The 15,269-nt window shown below is 36.5% G+C and carries 19 protein-coding genes and 1 tRNA gene; 4 read left to right on the top strand and 16 right to left on the bottom strand.

Annotation, left to right across the window (positions count from 1 at the left end; translation table 11 throughout):
* Positions 1 to 136: 136 nt before the first annotated feature.
* The 14 genes from RIV7116_RS08955 to RIV7116_RS08890 all read right to left on the bottom strand — a co-directional run bounded on the left by RIV7116_RS08955 (position 137) and on the right by RIV7116_RS08890 (position 10,649).
* Positions 137 to 415, bottom strand: coding sequence for a hypothetical protein (locus RIV7116_RS08955; RefSeq protein ID WP_015117971.1), 279 nt, complete (start codon positions 413 to 415; stop codon positions 137 to 139).
* A 42-nt stretch (positions 416 to 457) separates the two neighbouring features.
* Entirely contained in the window at positions 458 to 1,174 is a 717-nt protein-coding gene (locus RIV7116_RS08950; protein ID WP_015117970.1) for a hypothetical protein, read from the bottom strand.
* A 2-nt stretch (positions 1,175 to 1,176) separates the two neighbouring features.
* The gene (locus RIV7116_RS08945) at positions 1,177 to 1,617 is read right to left on the bottom strand and encodes a hypothetical protein (protein WP_157229268.1); all 441 of its coding nucleotides are present in this window, start codon (positions 1,615 to 1,617) and stop codon (positions 1,177 to 1,179) included.
* Between the two features lie 38 nt (positions 1,618 to 1,655).
* Positions 1,656 to 2,021: a hypothetical protein gene (locus RIV7116_RS08940; RefSeq protein ID WP_015117968.1), complete on the bottom strand. Its 366-nt coding sequence runs from the start codon at positions 2,019 to 2,021 to the stop codon at positions 1,656 to 1,658.
* Positions 2,022 to 2,051: 30 nt separating this feature from the next.
* A complete protein-coding gene (locus RIV7116_RS08935; protein WP_015117967.1) occupies positions 2,052 to 2,300 on the bottom strand; it encodes a hypothetical protein in 249 nt (82 codons plus the stop codon).
* A 126-nt stretch (positions 2,301 to 2,426) separates the two neighbouring features.
* Positions 2,427 to 3,050, bottom strand: coding sequence for a hypothetical protein (locus tag RIV7116_RS08930; protein ID WP_015117966.1), 624 nt, complete (start codon positions 3,048 to 3,050; stop codon positions 2,427 to 2,429).
* A complete protein-coding gene (locus tag RIV7116_RS08925; protein ID WP_044290836.1) occupies positions 3,047 to 5,125 on the bottom strand; it encodes a collagen-like protein in 2,079 nt (692 codons plus the stop codon). Before RIV7116_RS08925 ends, RIV7116_RS08930 begins: the two co-directional genes overlap by 4 nt.
* 33 nt (positions 5,126 to 5,158) lie before the next feature.
* Positions 5,159 to 5,545 carry a hypothetical protein gene (locus RIV7116_RS08920; RefSeq protein ID WP_015117964.1) on the bottom strand — a complete coding sequence of 129 codons (387 nt, stop codon included), beginning with the start codon at positions 5,543 to 5,545 and terminating at the stop codon, positions 5,159 to 5,161.
* The gene (locus tag RIV7116_RS08915; protein ID WP_015117963.1) at positions 5,542 to 6,195 is read right to left on the bottom strand and encodes a hypothetical protein; all 654 of its coding nucleotides are present in this window, start codon (positions 6,193 to 6,195) and stop codon (positions 5,542 to 5,544) included. The genes RIV7116_RS08920 and RIV7116_RS08915 overlap by 4 nt, the downstream gene beginning before the upstream one ends.
* Positions 6,192 to 7,220, bottom strand: a complete 1,029-nt coding sequence (locus tag RIV7116_RS08910; RefSeq protein WP_015117962.1) for a hypothetical protein — start codon at positions 7,218 to 7,220, stop codon at positions 6,192 to 6,194. The genes RIV7116_RS08915 and RIV7116_RS08910 overlap by 4 nt, the downstream gene beginning before the upstream one ends.
* Entirely contained in the window at positions 7,220 to 7,549 is a 330-nt protein-coding gene (locus RIV7116_RS08905; protein ID WP_015117961.1) for a hypothetical protein, read from the bottom strand. Before RIV7116_RS08905 ends, RIV7116_RS08910 begins: the two co-directional genes overlap by 1 nt.
* A complete protein-coding gene (locus tag RIV7116_RS08900) occupies positions 7,539 to 7,868 on the bottom strand; it encodes a hypothetical protein (protein WP_015117960.1) in 330 nt (109 codons plus the stop codon). The genes RIV7116_RS08905 and RIV7116_RS08900 overlap by 11 nt, the downstream gene beginning before the upstream one ends.
* 278 nt (positions 7,869 to 8,146) lie before the next feature.
* Positions 8,147 to 9,043, bottom strand: a complete 897-nt coding sequence (locus RIV7116_RS08895) for a sensor histidine kinase (protein ID WP_198287581.1) — start codon at positions 9,041 to 9,043, stop codon at positions 8,147 to 8,149.
* Between the two features lie 823 nt (positions 9,044 to 9,866).
* Positions 9,867 to 10,649 (bottom strand): DUF429 domain-containing protein, encoded by a 783-nt coding sequence (locus RIV7116_RS08890; protein ID WP_015117958.1) that lies wholly within the window; start codon positions 10,647 to 10,649, stop codon positions 9,867 to 9,869.
* Between the two features lie 261 nt (positions 10,650 to 10,910).
* Here RIV7116_RS08890 and RIV7116_RS08885 point away from each other — a divergent pair.
* The 4 genes from RIV7116_RS08885 to RIV7116_RS08875 all read left to right on the top strand — a co-directional run bounded on the left by RIV7116_RS08885 (position 10,911) and on the right by RIV7116_RS08875 (position 13,059).
* Positions 10,911 to 10,983 (top strand) — tRNA-Phe (locus RIV7116_RS08885).
* A 168-nt stretch (positions 10,984 to 11,151) separates the two neighbouring features.
* Positions 11,152 to 12,363, top strand: coding sequence for an Arm DNA-binding domain-containing protein (locus RIV7116_RS08880; protein WP_015117957.1), 1,212 nt, complete (start codon positions 11,152 to 11,154; stop codon positions 12,361 to 12,363).
* 60 nt (positions 12,364 to 12,423) lie between these two features.
* On the top strand, positions 12,424 to 12,564 hold the full coding sequence (locus RIV7116_RS36885) for a hypothetical protein (RefSeq protein WP_232435779.1): 141 nt from the start codon (positions 12,424 to 12,426) through the stop codon (positions 12,562 to 12,564).
* Between the two features lie 6 nt (positions 12,565 to 12,570).
* Positions 12,571 to 13,059 (top strand): hypothetical protein, encoded by a 489-nt coding sequence (locus RIV7116_RS08875; protein ID WP_232435778.1) that lies wholly within the window; start codon positions 12,571 to 12,573, stop codon positions 13,057 to 13,059.
* 315 nt (positions 13,060 to 13,374) lie between these two features.
* Here the strand turns inward: RIV7116_RS08875 and RIV7116_RS08870 are convergent, their stop codons facing one another.
* Together RIV7116_RS08870 and RIV7116_RS08865 are read right to left on the bottom strand one after the other, a co-directional pair.
* Entirely contained in the window at positions 13,375 to 13,794 is a 420-nt protein-coding gene (locus RIV7116_RS08870; RefSeq protein ID WP_015117956.1) for a hypothetical protein, read from the bottom strand.
* 153 nt (positions 13,795 to 13,947) lie between these two features.
* On the bottom strand, positions 13,948 to 15,234 hold the full coding sequence (locus RIV7116_RS08865) for a hypothetical protein (protein WP_157229267.1): 1,287 nt from the start codon (positions 15,232 to 15,234) through the stop codon (positions 13,948 to 13,950).
* Positions 15,235 to 15,269: the final 35 nt, after the last annotated feature.

Below are 15,269 nucleotides of genomic sequence, written 5' to 3'. Positions count from 1 at the left end.
CCTGTAATCGCCATCTTTACAAAGTCACCAAAGACAGGACGAAAACTTGCATCAATCGCCGCTAATCCACAGCCTGAAATGACAAAGCAAAGTATTACTAAACTTCGGACGCTAAAATTCTCAAGTTTTTTAAACACTACTTAGAACCTTCTTTTTTTAAATTATTCAAAACAGATTTAATTTCTAGAATGTCTCGCTCCGCAACGTCAAAACGGTGGTCGAGTTCAGTTAAAACTTGATTCAAAGATTGCTGGATTTGAGCATAATTATTTTTTAAATGTGCAAAATCGCGTTCTAATCCATATTTACGCTTTTCAGTATTGGCATACCAAAAAGCAGCCGCGATTATGCCACTAATAGCTGTTATGACTAAACTGCCAATTGCAATTAAATCGCTAATATTAAAATCTCTCATTGTGAATAATTTAGTCCGGAATGGTATCCGGACTTTTATTTATTACTGTGCTATGTATTCGGTGAAACTAACGCTAGTATCCTGTTCAGCAATAGCCCAAACTTCACCCTTATACAATCCAGCAGTAGTGGCTGAATGATTGTAGCTGTAGTTTGGCGGCATTTCTTCAAGAACAACCAAAGGTTTACCAGCCTCGTCAAAACCAGTTGCAAGTATTACGGGATGTCCTTTACTTCTAATATTAAATTCTGTTCGACCTAGATTTTCGTTAAGAACTTTCTTAGGTTCACCAGCTTTTAACGAGACTCCGCCACTATTAGGAGTAGTAGAACCGCTGAATAAACGTGGATAAAGTGCTGACATATCTTGATTGAATTGATTTAAAGCAGGTTGACCGAAGCGATTATTTATATAGTTTTGATAATCCTCTAAAGGATTTTCACTATAAAAATATTCGGCTTCAATCCTCCAACTAACGGGAGAATCATCCAATCTTTTGAAGGCTAAACTATGCTCGCCTAATCCGGGAGGAAAGTAAAATTCAAACGTTTCGGGTTCGGTTCGGTAGGAAAAACGTCTAGTATTAAAAGTGGTTAGGTCAAAACCAACCTTAAAAGCTTGAGCAATTGCAGCTTTTAAATAATACTTATCTGCCTGATAAATCTTTAAGTGCTTAATTCTAAAAAGTTCCGCTTCAACTGGTTTAGTTAAAGTCCATCCGGGTTTTATAAAAAAGATTCCTAACTTTTCCCAAGGCATTTTTAACGCCCGTATTCAGAAATATCATCAATTTTCTTTTCAACTCTTGCTATATCTGCAAGTATTCGCTGTAAGTCTATGTTTGTAGCATCTGTTAAATCGCTTTGATACTTCCAGACTTGCAGCCTAATGTCTCTGTGCCACGGCCTAAACGTAAACTCTAACCCGTATTGAACGGCTTCATATTCCCGAAAATCCAGTAGAACCGGACGAGATAACCCAATATGCCAGTTCTTAAAACCCGTTAGCTGGCGGTTTACAAAAGCACCACTGTAGAAGAATGCTTGTGCAAAACCAGCCGACCACCAATTATACTTAGCCGATCTACTTTCAATCAGCGCTACGCAAACAGGAGTATTAACTTTAAACGTTATGGGGTCTATAGGCTGAAACTTTGTAGGCGTACCGGGAAATCGTCTAGCGCTGAGCGTTCGGTTTTTCACGAGCGCCCAGTTTCTAGGACTTAGTTTAAGCCGTGCCATTATTTAGTATTGATGGGATAGGTAACTCCATCCTCAGTGACAAAAGAGTCGGGTTTGTTTTTGGATGCAGTTTTTAAAAATTCACCTATTTTTGCAATTGTCATACCTGCTGGCATAGGCATTTGATAATACCTCTTGGCTCCCTTTTTGGATTTTTTGCCTGTAGGTACTTTTATATGACCTTGTCCAATGGCCCCACGGATTGCCACTGGCTTTCCTTTTTTGTTTTTTCTAGTAACGATTTTATTCTGCACGCCTGGAAACTTAAAAAAGTCAGCGTGCTTTTTTAGCATGTAGGAATATATAGCTTTCCCCGTAGAATCCTTGCCAACGGCAACTGTTACTCTTGGCCCTAATTCAGCCATTTTATAACCTCCTTATCATACGATTGCTAATTAAACTACTGGGATGTAGTCTGTAGCAGTTACGATAGGCTTTCCGCTTGCATCGAGGGAAAATTCTACAGGCAAGGTAGCTGTAACTGTAGCGGTTCCTTCTTCTCCATCAATAGCAATAGTTAAGTTGTTAGGTCTAGTTTCTTCGGGAACTGTCAACTCGGACGCTTGAAGCTGAAAAGCTAGCTCCAACAAAGCAGCGGGCTGGTTGTCAGAATTTAAATCGGTTTGTGCAAATGGTGCAGGCATCTTTGTTTACTTCTTGAAATGTTGGTGTGTATATAAAACATAATCAATTCAAAATTAATAAGTCTTGAGAGGAAATACCTAGAAAACCCTTGTATTGATGCGCGGGCATTGAACACCCGCGCACTACTAATTTGTAGGATAAAATCTCCAAAGCGGATTTGAGTTATTTTGTCCGCTTGGATAGTAGTCAGCACGCACGGGTATCATATCGTTAACTTTGATCAACTGGTTTTCGGTGTGCCTGATGTCGTTCGTTAAAAACTTCGAGTCAACATATTTGCTGTATTGAGATATCACTCTTCTACCCTCAGACTCGGTTGCAGCATTGATAATCAACTTAGACCCATCTTTTAAAACCAAAGTTAGTTTGTGAGAGCCTTTTTTATAAAACGGTAAAACTGGATATCTACTACCCTTATAGTGAGGAATAGTTAATTCATAATTACCCGTCCTGGTTTTACCTCTTATCCGATAAACTACAACAAGTTGAGGTAAGAAATCTCCCGGTTTTATAGCCCAACCAGAAGGTAGTGTAGAAGAAATAAATTTATCTAAATTACCGGTAGATATCCACAGAAATAGTATTTTTAAAATCATCGATTGAGCAGTATCATTGCTTTCAATTAACAATTCCTGGTAGATATTCTTTTTAGTATTTTTTATATCTTTTTTAGCTATCTCCCTTTTTATCTGAAGATTGTGGTATCTCCTTATTAATTTTTGTAATTTAGAAAATGCATATTTACTCATGCTACGTCCGTACTTCTAACTTCTGGTATTTTCAAACTACTACGTTCTTTCTCTTCTTTTTTCTTTTCAATCTCCTCTAATTTCTTAATCTCCTTCTTGATATTTTCTTTATCTTTTTTAAGCTCGGCAGCATTTTCCTTGATATTTAAAATATCTCCACTAACTTGTTCTATCGATTCTGCGGCCTCTTCTAAATTAGTTAATCTATCAATGATTGGATTACCAAAATTATTACTTTCATTCATAGATCCAAATGCATTGTCAGCTATTACGCCAAACCATCTTAGAGCGTTTCCGATTCTACTGATTCTATTACCAATAACATTAAATATATTAAATACCGAATTAAACATACTAGTAATTCTATTTAACATATTTGCTGTAGCTTGATAGATTCTGTTGTATTGTTTCCATGTGGTTTTAAAATCTTTCCACGACTGAACGCCAAATAAACTTGCCGCAAAACTATCAATTTGCTTGCCAAAAAATCCTCTAGTATCGATAGGTTTACCATTTATATCTTTGACAAAAATACCAATAATATTATCAACCGCATTAAACAAGGTATCTGTTAGCGAACTGCTTAACATGTAAGCGTTATGCAATGTATTTACCCAAGTTAGAGTAAGCAAGATTCGGTCTAACTTAATCCACTCAGCGAACTTATCAAACTTTTCTTTAAACGTATTTAAAAACTTTGACATTCCACCGGGTAACTGTGGCCCAAGTTTTTTATCGATGCGTTGCAGTAGACCCAACTGAATAGCGTTAGCACCGGCGTTCAACTTATCGAGTATATTTCTTCCCCAACCGTTAGTATTGCGGTTGATTCTATCGGCGGTATTCCCAAGCGAACGATTCATACAACCACCGGGTGCGGTACTTCTACACATCGCCTTACCCGTAGCTGCTTCAACCTGCGGCCCGGTTAGTGGCTTAGGCATCTGCTTGATAGTGTTGTCGGGAACTTTAGCGATTAGTGGAGGGATTAAAGTAATTCTTTTTAGCAGCTCGTTATATTGATTTTGATCCACGTCTTTACCGTCCTTACCGTCCCTTCCCGGTTTTCCGTTAATGCCATTTCTACCCGGTGCCCCCGCTGGGCCGGTTAACCCACGAGGCCCTTGCAATCCGTCTCTACCCGGTCTACCATCACGTCCCGGTTTCCCGTCCAGACCACGCGGCCCCGGTTGCACTTTGGTCTGTAAAGCTTTATCGGCTTTTCTATCTGCTGAATTGGCTCGCTCTAAAACTCGCGTTACCGTAGCGTTAGTTTCTCTAAGTCGCGTCGCAAGGTTATTTAAATTTACTGTCGGGTCAATCGACGCAATTCTTGCTCTTAAATTAGATATTTTACCTTCTAAAATATTTCTTCCTTGTCTTACCTCGTAGAGCGCATCATTCCCCACTTGATACGCTTGATTGGCTCTAGTCGCCAATTCAATGTTTTGAGAAATAACATCGTTTCTTAACCCATTAAGATAATCGTTGACTTGAGTAATTTTGGCTTCAACTTTGGTACGTCCGGCTCTAGTTTCATAAAGCGCATCGTTCGCTTGCTGTTTGGCAGTTTTTGATAACTCTCGATTCCTTGTTACATCCGATTGCAATCCTCCAGTTTCAGCAAAGAATCTATCTTTATCATCTTTATACTGCTTGATAAAATCTAATAATTCTTTTTCTATTTTTCTTAATTTAGAAGTATTATTAACCGCTCTACTAAACGCATCGCCTAAGTCCTTACTTTGGATATCATCGATTTTTATTTGAGTAGCTTGTAATTTACCTACTTGGTTAATGGTCATCAAACTTAAGCCGATACTCGCTAAGTTAAGCGCAAAACCAATAGCATTACCAAGTTTAGGGTTAACACTTTTAAATTTACCTTTCTTGAGGAAATCGGTTATTTTTTTAGCTTCTTTAGCCGCTTTAGAAACTTCTTTGGCTGTTTTACTAACTTGCTGTACTCTTTTACTAGTTAATTTTGTAATTTTGGTAATGTTAGTTAAACCATCGCTAAACTTTCTAAAATAGTTTTTTTGAATATTCAATAACTCCTTAAAGTTATTGGGCATCTGGGTATAAGATGGCGTGGAGGGTATAGGCATTTATTTAAAAATAGAAAATATTTTAGTGAAGTTTCTAAGAACTCCATTTATTTGTTTACCTGCAATATCTAAGGCATTTATATATTTTTCAACTGCTAACATCTGACGCTTTAATAAGCGCAACTGTCTTTGTATATCTTCGTTGTTGGTTCTCTCTCGAATGTTTTTACCTCCACCGCTTTTTAGGAGAAAAGAAATATATAATTCTAAAGAACTCAACCTAACGTTAACTGTTTTAACTGATGATTCTACAGCGGTAACTCTACCGTCTAACTTAGAAATGTCATTCTTTAAAATTGCAAACCTAGCTTCTACTGTTTTTTGGTAGTTATCTATTTTTTTAGATAGTTCCTCTAAGGCTTTAGTAATATCGCTGCATTCGCTCATAATTTATTACCTAAATCCCTAATTTTACTCGCCGTATCTTTGCAAGGTAAACAGCAGTAACCGGGATATTTATTTGACTCGCATTTTAAATAACCTTTGGGACAATCATCATCACAAGCTATTTCCACATTGCAAGGAGATTTGCCCGTATTTTGATATAATTGCTTTCCGTCTTTATCGTAAACAATTATCTCGCATCCTTCTAAAATGCAGTTTTTATCATTAACAGTTAGGCTACCTTCAGATGTTTCGGGAATTTTATCTACTTCCTCTAAATACCTGTAGTAAGTTTTGTTTCTTCCCTCGTCAAAACCGCTCCAATAATAATAGCTTGCATCGTTTTGAATTTCTTCATCGACTATTAAATATGCCCCATTATTTGCTAATTCATTAGATGAATCGTAGGTAGCATTATAGCCGCAGGCGTAATGTTCAAAAATAATATTTATTTCATTACTATCGTGGTCAAACTCTTCGCTCCAAAACCTAAAAACCTTTATATCTATTGATGTATTTACTTGATTTTCTTCTACACATATCGGTAGCTGTTTGACCTTAAATTCATCTTGCTTCTTCTCTTCAAAATATATTGTTAGTTTGGCTTCTGCACTATTTTCGCAATGCAATTCACCGCTACATTTAAAAGTCATGTCAAGATTAAGGATGGAAATTCGTCGCTAATAACAGAAACGTTGGTGCTATGTTCCGTACTAGTTTTATCAATATAAAATGGGTAGCAAATCATCAGAGCAATATCACCCTTAAAAGTTTTATCGTTGGGAGATATTATAAATCTATCGCCCGAATCGTAAGAATCGCTTCTCACCCCCTCAGAAGCATTATTCAAAAGTAATTCGTAGCTGCTAGCATCGGCATGAATACTAACCAAATGATGACCGTTGCTAGGCATATTGGGAGGATATCCAGACAGGCGGTAGCTTAAAAAAGTACCGATATACCCTTCACCATATACAAAACGCCAATAATCATCTATACCTCTAGTCCGAGCTAAATTGTAATTTTCTTCATCGTTAGCCGTATATACGCAATATAAAGTCGCGCCATTTGTACCGGCTAAAAAATAAGGTACCTCTAATTCTTGGGTACCGCTGCCATCCCAACGAAGCACGCTTTTACCATCAATACCCGTAGCAATAGTCGGAGCATTACTACCAATAGGAACCGCATGATTGTTATTACCGCTCAAATCATTTAATTGCCCTTTGAGTATTAATTTAGCTCCCGGAACATATCCACCTACAAAAGCTTTATTTAATTTTGATTCTATATCTATCCAGCCAATGCCGGTAACGTAAGCTAACCTTACGAATTTACTTTCAGGAGTGAGAGAAATAATTGTATTAGTCAACGATTGACCGTCTAAACTCGCTCCAGAAAAATCAAAATAAATATTTCTCTGACCGTGGTTTACAACCTGCAAATAATTGTTTGAACTAGGGACGGGTACGGTAATAGTTATATCGGAATTAACAGTATCGCAAATCAACAATCCTTTACTAATAGTCAAATTCTCGCTAGTAACCAACCACTCACCAGTATTCCCCTGTAAATTACCAGCTTTAGAATGCATGGAAGCTTTGGTAATTATGTCTTGCACTAAAATAATGTCTTCTTTATCTAAATTCTCTTTATAGGGTAAGCTGTCTATTTGCATTACAATTCATCCATCTCAACAACAAAAATATGCTGATACCTATCACTGAATAACTGTCTTCTCCATAATTCAATATTTGAGTGATATAAATTAGAGTTGTTATAACTGATAGGTCTATTCTTCTCATCAGTTATTACCGCTCCAGTTTCGGTAGTAATGTATCCTTCAAAATTATCAAAACCCCTCTTAATAATTGCAGCTAAAAGTTGTTCGGAGTTATTGTTAGCATCGCTAGATAAATTCAAATCATTTTTATTAATAATTAAATAATTTGCATCGCTAACCGCATTTTCACCAAACAACTGCTGCAAGCTTAAATTAATAGTCATCTGGATCGAATGCCGATTGACTATCGGGTTTCTCAAAACTAATGGTTTTGGTTAATTGGCGGTAAACTTGGTCTCCCCTCGTAACCAAGGACTCTAAGCTATCCTCTATAACTACCGATTGCTCTGGGTGCGTATCTTGCCTAACTGCGGTTAGGGTTTGCTGCGCGATCGCAATAATTGCCGCGAGCAAACTTTCCGCCGTATTCGTAGCGCTAGGAGTTAACCCAATGGCGACTAAATCGTTTTTATCAATAGTCAAAGAATTAGCGTCTTGAATCGCATTAGCGCCAAAAATCTCGGTTAAAACTGGTTCTGCCATAGCAATGTTGTTTCTAATACATCAATCAATTGTTATAGCAATAATTAATAAAATCTGACCAATAACAATAGCTGCCAAAGTTTTTATCTTGGCAGCCAAAAAACGTATTTTATAGCCATTATTTACAGTCTGTTAGGCAAGGATTAGGCAAGCTTCCTGGACTTTAAACTATAAAGGCAGGGATAGCAAGACTTTCACGCCCTTGGGCTGTGGGAATTGCTTTCCCCGTTTAACTGCAATAAAAACCGATTAAATATGCTTTTTTATTTTCTTTATTCTTATTCCCTGCTTATTTTTAAAAAAGGAATTAAAACTTGAATACAAGTTCCCTTGGTGTTTCCACTCTTAATTATCATCTCTCCAGCCAAAACATCTACGCGCTCTTGCATTCCTTTTAAACCAAATCCAGCCTGAGGAGAATCGGGATTAAAGCCTTTACCATTATCAACTATTTCCAAAACTATATTATTAAACTTAGTTTCTCCGCGTAAAGTCACTTTAGAAGCATCAGCATGTTTTTGAATATTGGTTAATCCTTCTTTGGTTATACAATATAATTGCTGGGCAGTTTGTAAAGGTAAATTCGGTAATTTGATTTCCATACAAATGTCCAAACTGCGATTTTTTCGTACCTGCTCAACTAAAGTTTGTAAAGCTTCGTTCAAATTAAAAGTGGCAAACCGCATTGTTCGTACCGCTCGTCTCACTTCTACCAAACATTGAGAAGACAGTTGTTTGCAAGTATCGAGAGCTTGTAAAGCATTTTCCGGTTGACGTTTTGCTAATGTATTGGCTAACTCCAACTGTACGTCAAGAGTTGTGAGAGTATGTCCCAAGGAATCATGAATATCGCGAGCTATACGATGTCTTTCTAACTTAGATGCTAAAGCTTCTACTTCCTGAGTTAATTTTTCCGCTTTCTTACGGCTTTTTTGTTCTGCAATAGCAAGATAGCAAAACATAATTACAAACACACAGGAAATGAAGTAAATACCCAAGCTAGGAACCAAAGTCTGCGGAATCATCCGCTCTAAAGTTAATAATTTATCGGCATGGGACATCCAGTAATGTCTCATTGCTTCAAAGCGATAAATAAAATTGGATATATATAAAAATACAGCCGTTAGACAACTAACTGTAGCTGTGACGATTGCATCTAAGGGACGATTCAACAAAAAACAACTTTTCGCAATATATAAGAATAATAATATATTAAGGTCCCATCCCATTAAATAGCATGGAAGAATTAATAGTATTTCTATAAATATATAGACTCTTCTTTGCCATAGAGGACGATTGATTGGAAATACAAAACTTAGTAATGCACAGATTGATAAAGAACCAAATACAAAATTATGGGGGATTAATGGTTGTGGGTAATCTGTAGGAGCATCAATTGGAAGTGATATTATAAATAATATAATCAAGAAGAGTACAACTAAAATCACCCATTCCGCATATCTTACAGCCTTGGGTATAGAAATTGCGCGATTACTCATATTTTTAGGTGCAATTAAATTTTGCCCATCCAGTCATAAAATATATTAAGATATTCTCCGCGATAAAATAACATGACTTTAGTAATGCCTTTACATGACTTTTTACATATGATTTTCTAATAGTTATTAGTTAACCTACAAAGAATAAGTTATTTAGAGGGTTTATCTGTGAAGCCATCGCGCAACGCAGAAATCAAAGTATATTATGGATGCTAAAGATATTATTCATTACAAGTTTCTATATTTATTATCTAGAAACTTAGTTCCAAGCCGGAATAAATTCAAAAAATGTAAAAATTTTAAATGTATTTACAAAAATCCCTATCCTAAGAAATTGAAATCACAATAGTATTTTTTAATTTACATAAACTAAAATGGAATCAAAATATTAATACAAGTACCTTTAGTAAGGTAAATCCGGTCAATATTTAGCAAATCTGATTCTGATACAAGATAAATTAGGAGGTAAATTTGGTTTTATCCTGGGTGCTTCTACTTCCTAAAATTTATTTTCCCTCTCCCTCTCTAAAACCTCTCTTCTACTCTCCGCCGGAATCACAATATAACCAGTACTTTCATCTCCTAAAACCAGATTTCGCTGTTCTCCCCAATACCACCAATAAGCAGCGATATAAGCACAAATAAGACTATCAAGTTTGTCTTCTGCTGCTTTAAGAATTTTACCGGTACAAATTGAACTTAAAAAATCAAACTTTAAAAAATGCGAGTTATTTTCTATATTCAAACTTGGCTCCAAAGTAGGTAAAATTTCGGTGATGTAATTATAAAGCTTCTTAAGTTCAAGATGGCGATCGCCTATTTTTCCTTTTTTATATTTGAGGATGCGGTCTAAGCCGAAAAGCTTAACTATCGCAGGATGCGGGAATACTTCAATTTGATATCTACCAAGCTTTTGCGCTTCAATAGTTGGTGCATGGAGATACCCGCGAGACTCTAATTCTAAACCAAAATTTACCGTGCGTTGAGCAAAAGGCAAACCAAGATTTGCGGGGTAACATCCAGCGTGGTATTTACCAAAGTGTTTGTGAGTCAACTTGTCGGGTAAGCGACTTCCGGTAGCATTGGGGATAAGAGTTGGTGCATCAACGCCGATAATAGCGCTTTCGGGAGCTTGAACGCAATTATCAACCCAAACGAGGATATCTGCAATCTCATCTTTTCTATCTAAATCTTGTAATTGCAGCTTTCCATCTATTAATTCTAAAAAACATAAGCCGCTTGGTTGAGATTGCCAACCCAAATCAATACCGATAAATTTCATTTACCTACACCCGAATATATTTGAATAGCCAATTGTCTCTTAATTCACTCAAGTTATTGAATTAAGTGTAGTGGAGCGTACCCAAAAGCCTACTTATTATTAAAATACTACATGTGAGGTAAGGAGGGCTACGAGAGTGATTATTATTATCGACTTGGGATAATTTATTTTCTGGAAGTCCCTCAAATATATTTTTTGACGAAACTCTTGCAAAAGAAAGACAAGTTTGCTATATTCTTTAGTCATGGGTCAAATAACCCTGCCGGGATAGCTCAGTTGGTAGAGCAGAGGACTGAAAATCCTCGTGTCACGAGTTCAAGTCTCGTTCCTGGCATTACCGAAATTCCGACGTTCTCACCTGTGGAGCAAGGGTTTCGGAGGACGACTTAAAGAAGGTGTAATCAAATTATTGGATATCTTTAGGTCGATTTGGATAAAAAAATGGTGTAAAGATGGTGTAATCCTTGTGTAAACTAGAAGGTAGATTACACCTTCTTAACTCATGGCTTCTAAAACACCAACTGGCAGGGCTTCTAAAGGTTCTGTATCGGTAATTCTTTCTAATGGTCGTTTGCAGCTAAGATTTCACTTTGCTCGCAAGCGGTATTATATTTCTACTGGCTATCCCGATACGCCGCATCATCGGAAGTTAGCTAAATTGAAGGCTTCGGAAATTGAAAAAGATATTTTGTTTGAGCGGTTTGACCCCAAGGATTTGGATAAATACAAGTCACAAATCGATTCAAAGGAAATTACACCATTTACACCATCTTCTACACCATCTGCGTCTCAACCAAGTTTAGTGAAGTTGTGGGATAAATATACGGATTTTAAGCGCTCAAGCTTATCCCCAAGTACTTTGGCAAAGGATTATACTAAAATCGCTCGTTGCATCGAATTAAAGTTGCCAAGCAAATCCTTAAAGGATGCGATCGCCATCCGTGATTGGTTGGTTGCGAACAAAACAGCTAATTCTGCGAAAAGGATACTCACGCAATTAGCAGCTTGTTGTCAATGGGCGCTAAAATCCCAGATGATTAGTCACAATCCGTTTTTTGGAATGGCGAGTGAAATCAAAATCCCTAAAAGTCAATCTGATGGTTCGGATATTAATCCTTTCAGTTTGGAAGAAAGGGACAAGATAATTCAAAGCTTCAAGGATAACCACTTTTACAATCATTACGCTCCGCTAATAGAATTCCTGTTCATGAGCGGATGCAGACCATCAGAAGCTGTTGCTTTGCAATGGAAGCATATTTCAGATGACTTCAGAACAATACGATTTGAGCAAGCAGTAGTTGAAGCAGAAAACGGAGTGGTTTGTAAAAAAGGATTGAAGACTCAGAAGAAGCGTTCATTTCCAGCAAACAAGAAACTTGCAGCACTTCTAGAGTCTATAAAACCGGAAAATGCGACTGGTGAGACTAAAGTATTTCCTTCTCCCAAAGGTAAATGGATTGATGTGCATAACCTTACGAATAGAGTATGGCGTTCGGTGCTTCAAGAATTAAGTGGCACCATAGAGTATCGTAAACTTTATCAAACCAGGCATACTTTTATTACAGCTGCCTTAGAAACACCAATTCCGACTCCAGATGGAAGAACCAAGATGCTCGATGCAAAGGATGTAGCTAAGTTAGTTGGGACTAGTCCTAAGATGATTTATGAGCATTATGCTGGAGCAACTAAGGAATTGTTTGTACCAGAATTTTAGATTATTCAAAGACGGTAAAAAATTTCAATTTAACAAATAATAAGCAGTTCAAACACAAATATGACAATTAACATAGCCATTGCAGAAAATATCACTACTCTTCATCAAGTTGAAGATAAACTGGGTTTAAAACTTAGTGATGAGCGCCAATTTTTCACCGAATGGATGGCTGATTTACCTCAATTAAGTGAAGCAGAATAAATAAGATTGAAACAAGTTCGACAAAATTATCTTTACCAAATTTCGGATGGAAGTCTTTTAGAAGAAACTATTAAAATGATGGTGCTTTCACCGTTATTGGAACTAGCGGGTTTCTATCAGTCACCTTATAGGTTTAAAACCGAAGTATCTGTGGAAATTGAAGCATTAGGAGATAACGAAGAAATTTTACGAGGACGTATTGATGCTTTAGTTTTACAGTGTAAATTGTGGATTGTACTAGTTGAATCGAAGAAGACGACCTTTGATTTGGAGTTAGCAATTCCTCAGACACTAGCTTATATGGCGGCTCATCCAAAAACAGAACAACCTCTTTACGGAATGATAACCAATGGTAGCAGCCATTTGTTTGTCAAAACTTTAGGTAAACAATATGGTGTTTCCGATTTGTTTTCAACTAGGTCGCAGTATCGAAATAATCTTAACGAAGTTTTAAAAATACTCAAGTACTTAGGAAGAATTATTACAGCATCTTAGAAATGAATGCAAAATTAAATATGATATACGGCAAATTGCCGTATTGACTTTCATTTAATTTTTTATCTGCCACGAGCATAACCGTCTAGGTAATTAATAGTGGTTTTATGAGTGTTGTATTACCACATTATCATTTCGGATAATATGGTGAAATGTTTTGTCTGTAGGCATTATAGCGATAATATTGGGAACTTAGCTTTTTATATTCAGTCTAATATGAAGGCATATTGATTGAAATCCAATAAATAATCGGAAATTTGAATAGTTGATTCATTAAATTTATCCTTCGTCTTACGGGGCTAATTTAAAAATCGTTTATTTCAACGCAATTGCAATATCCGAATAAAAGTATCCTTGACTAAGCAAAAACTCAGCTAAACCTTTCATCTTTCCTCTTTTATAAGCAGTGGAATAACCTTTAATTTGCTGTTGCTTACAAAACAAGCGTAGGTTTCGGATACCCAAATCAATTAACAACTTAGCTTGCTTATCCTTCTCCACAATTGTCATTACTTCTTCTTTTATTACTTGACTTCTTTTCGATTCAGATTGCATTTTAGTCACTTCAATGCAATCGGACTTGCTATCAATTTCGGAGGATTTATGATGTTGTTCATAATCGTAAGTTAGATAGCATAAACACCCAAATATCAAACAAAACAAGAAGACGGGAAACAATAAATCGTTGATAGTACAAACAATTTCGGGAGTTGTAACAAATCGGGTTGTAAACATTGCAATTTCCTTTAATTAATAACAATTGGGTAGCGGTTATCGATTACTACCCAGTAGTGGGGGAAAATCCCCCGTACTAAGTAGTTACGTACCGCCACTAATAACTAGAAATTAAAGGTGGAGGTTTTAAAAGATTTAATCAGAAAATTCAAGCTAAGAATCCAATTCATCCATGCCGTTATACAAGAAGTCAATTAACGTAGATAAATTGTAGTTGTCTTTAAGCTTTGGAGGACAAGCAGGGTTATTGGCAAAAAACGGTTCACCATTATGTAAAAAAGTATGGACAATATTTGAGTCTTTCTCTTTTACAAATATCTTAAAGTCATCCACACTAATTGTTGCATCTGCTTCGTCAAGAAAGAAACTTGCTTGTTCGATAAAATCAGCGTGTGAATAATCATACTGAAATTGTCGAGAGCGACGTAAGAAGTAGACATAATCAACAATATTGCCTTCTTCAAGCCCATCTAGCGTTTTAGAATAAGAAAGAAGCTTACCATCAAAATCAAAGCTAAATTGGCTGTATGTTTTAGGATGAAAGAGACTAATTAAATAGTCATATTTAAAGATTTTCCATTCATCAAATCCTTTACTCAAGGATTCAATAGCGGCTTCATCTTCAAACCGACGAATTGCACTTCTTTTATCCCAAACCTTATCTGGGCAGTCAATACCATTCCATCCATAAGCATATATGCCACAAACTATCTTATCCTTGCCGTGCAAATGCTGACAGCCTTTGCAAGATTCTAGATTACATGGTTCAAAGTCTTTGCTTTGAAGTGCATATAGGTATGGATTATAAATATCCAAGTGTTCGCGTAATGCTTCTGTCGGTAATGGTTGATAACTAGAAAAGGTTTTCCCAATTAACCTGGGACTTTCCCCAGGGTTTTCATGGATTAGCATTAGTTTTTGTTCATCTTCTAAAGAAATGCAGTCGCATACAGCTACTGAATTTGATTGCATTCTTGATACCATCAATCCGCTTATTGGTGGATTACCTTTGATTTCCAAAAAATAATATGTGTAAACCTTCTGTTTACTTTCTTCTTCCTTACCATCATCACGACACATCACAAACATATCGCGAGTCATTGCTAACTTGAAGCTTGTAGATGAATTAAGATTCTTAGATGCTTCCGTATATTTATGATCTTCTGCTTGTATGTTCCGGCAACGTAAAAACGCTCCCGATGTAGCAGCAACACTACTACCTGCCAAACCGACAGTGGAAGAAACAATAGCAAAAGCCCAAACTTGTTCCCAAGTATCTTCTTCTTTAAGAACGCCAAGCTTTTCTAGAGAATATCCTCCAACACCAATTATGGCAGCTAACGAACCAGTAAATACAGCAAGAAAAGATAACCCCCCAATTACACAGTTAACATCTGTTAAAACACTTGTTAACTTTGATAATCTTCTTCGTAACATCATAAACCTCCATACATTGTGTTTTAACTAATTACTTA

The sequence above is a fragment of the Rivularia sp. PCC 7116 genome, from assembly GCF_000316665.1.
Taxonomy (GTDB): domain Bacteria; phylum Cyanobacteriota; class Cyanobacteriia; order Cyanobacteriales; family Nostocaceae; genus Rivularia.
The sequence above is the reverse complement of the archived record's forward strand: the minus strand, read 5'-3'. Positions and strand labels throughout refer to the sequence as shown.

What these genes read in the sequence shown, in the direction of transcription:
- RIV7116_RS08955 (WP_015117971.1), bottom strand. Translation starts at nt 415, where the DNA reads ATGAGAGATTTTAATATTAGCGATTTAATTGCAATTGGCAGTTTAGTC.
- RIV7116_RS08950 (WP_015117970.1), bottom strand. Translation starts at nt 1,174, where the DNA reads ATGCCTTGGGAAAAGTTAGGAATCTTTTTTATAAAACCCGGATGGACT.
- RIV7116_RS08940 (WP_015117968.1), bottom strand. Translation starts at nt 2,021, where the DNA reads ATGGCTGAATTAGGGCCAAGAGTAACAGTTGCCGTTGGCAAGGATTCT.
- RIV7116_RS08935 (WP_015117967.1), bottom strand. Translation starts at nt 2,300, where the DNA reads ATGCCTGCACCATTTGCACAAACCGATTTAAATTCTGACAACCAGCCC.
- RIV7116_RS08930 (WP_015117966.1), bottom strand. Translation starts at nt 3,050, where the DNA reads ATGAGTAAATATGCATTTTCTAAATTACAAAAATTAATAAGGAGATAC.
- RIV7116_RS08925 (WP_044290836.1), bottom strand. Translation starts at nt 5,125, where the DNA reads ATGCCCAATAACTTTAAGGAGTTATTGAATATTCAAAAAAACTATTTT.
- RIV7116_RS08920 (WP_015117964.1), bottom strand. Translation starts at nt 5,545, where the DNA reads ATGAGCGAATGCAGCGATATTACTAAAGCCTTAGAGGAACTATCTAAA.
- RIV7116_RS08915 (WP_015117963.1), bottom strand. Translation starts at nt 6,195, where the DNA reads ATGACTTTTAAATGTAGCGGTGAATTGCATTGCGAAAATAGTGCAGAA.
- RIV7116_RS08910 (WP_015117962.1), bottom strand. Translation starts at nt 7,220, where the DNA reads ATGCAAATAGACAGCTTACCCTATAAAGAGAATTTAGATAAAGAAGAC.
- RIV7116_RS08905 (WP_015117961.1), bottom strand. Translation starts at nt 7,549, where the DNA reads ATGACTATTAATTTAAGCTTGCAGCAGTTGTTTGGTGAAAATGCGGTT.
- RIV7116_RS08900 (WP_015117960.1), bottom strand. Translation starts at nt 7,868, where the DNA reads ATGGCAGAACCAGTTTTAACCGAGATTTTTGGCGCTAATGCGATTCAA.
- RIV7116_RS08890 (WP_015117958.1), bottom strand. Translation starts at nt 10,649, where the DNA reads ATGAAATTTATCGGTATTGATTTGGGTTGGCAATCTCAACCAAGCGGC.
- RIV7116_RS08880 (WP_015117957.1), top strand. Translation starts at nt 11,152, where the DNA reads ATGGCTTCTAAAACACCAACTGGCAGGGCTTCTAAAGGTTCTGTATCG.
- RIV7116_RS36885 (WP_232435779.1), top strand. Translation starts at nt 12,424, where the DNA reads ATGACAATTAACATAGCCATTGCAGAAAATATCACTACTCTTCATCAA.
- RIV7116_RS08870 (WP_015117956.1), bottom strand. Translation starts at nt 13,794, where the DNA reads ATGTTTACAACCCGATTTGTTACAACTCCCGAAATTGTTTGTACTATC.
- RIV7116_RS08865 (WP_157229267.1), bottom strand. Translation starts at nt 15,234, where the DNA reads ATGATGTTACGAAGAAGATTATCAAAGTTAACAAGTGTTTTAACAGAT.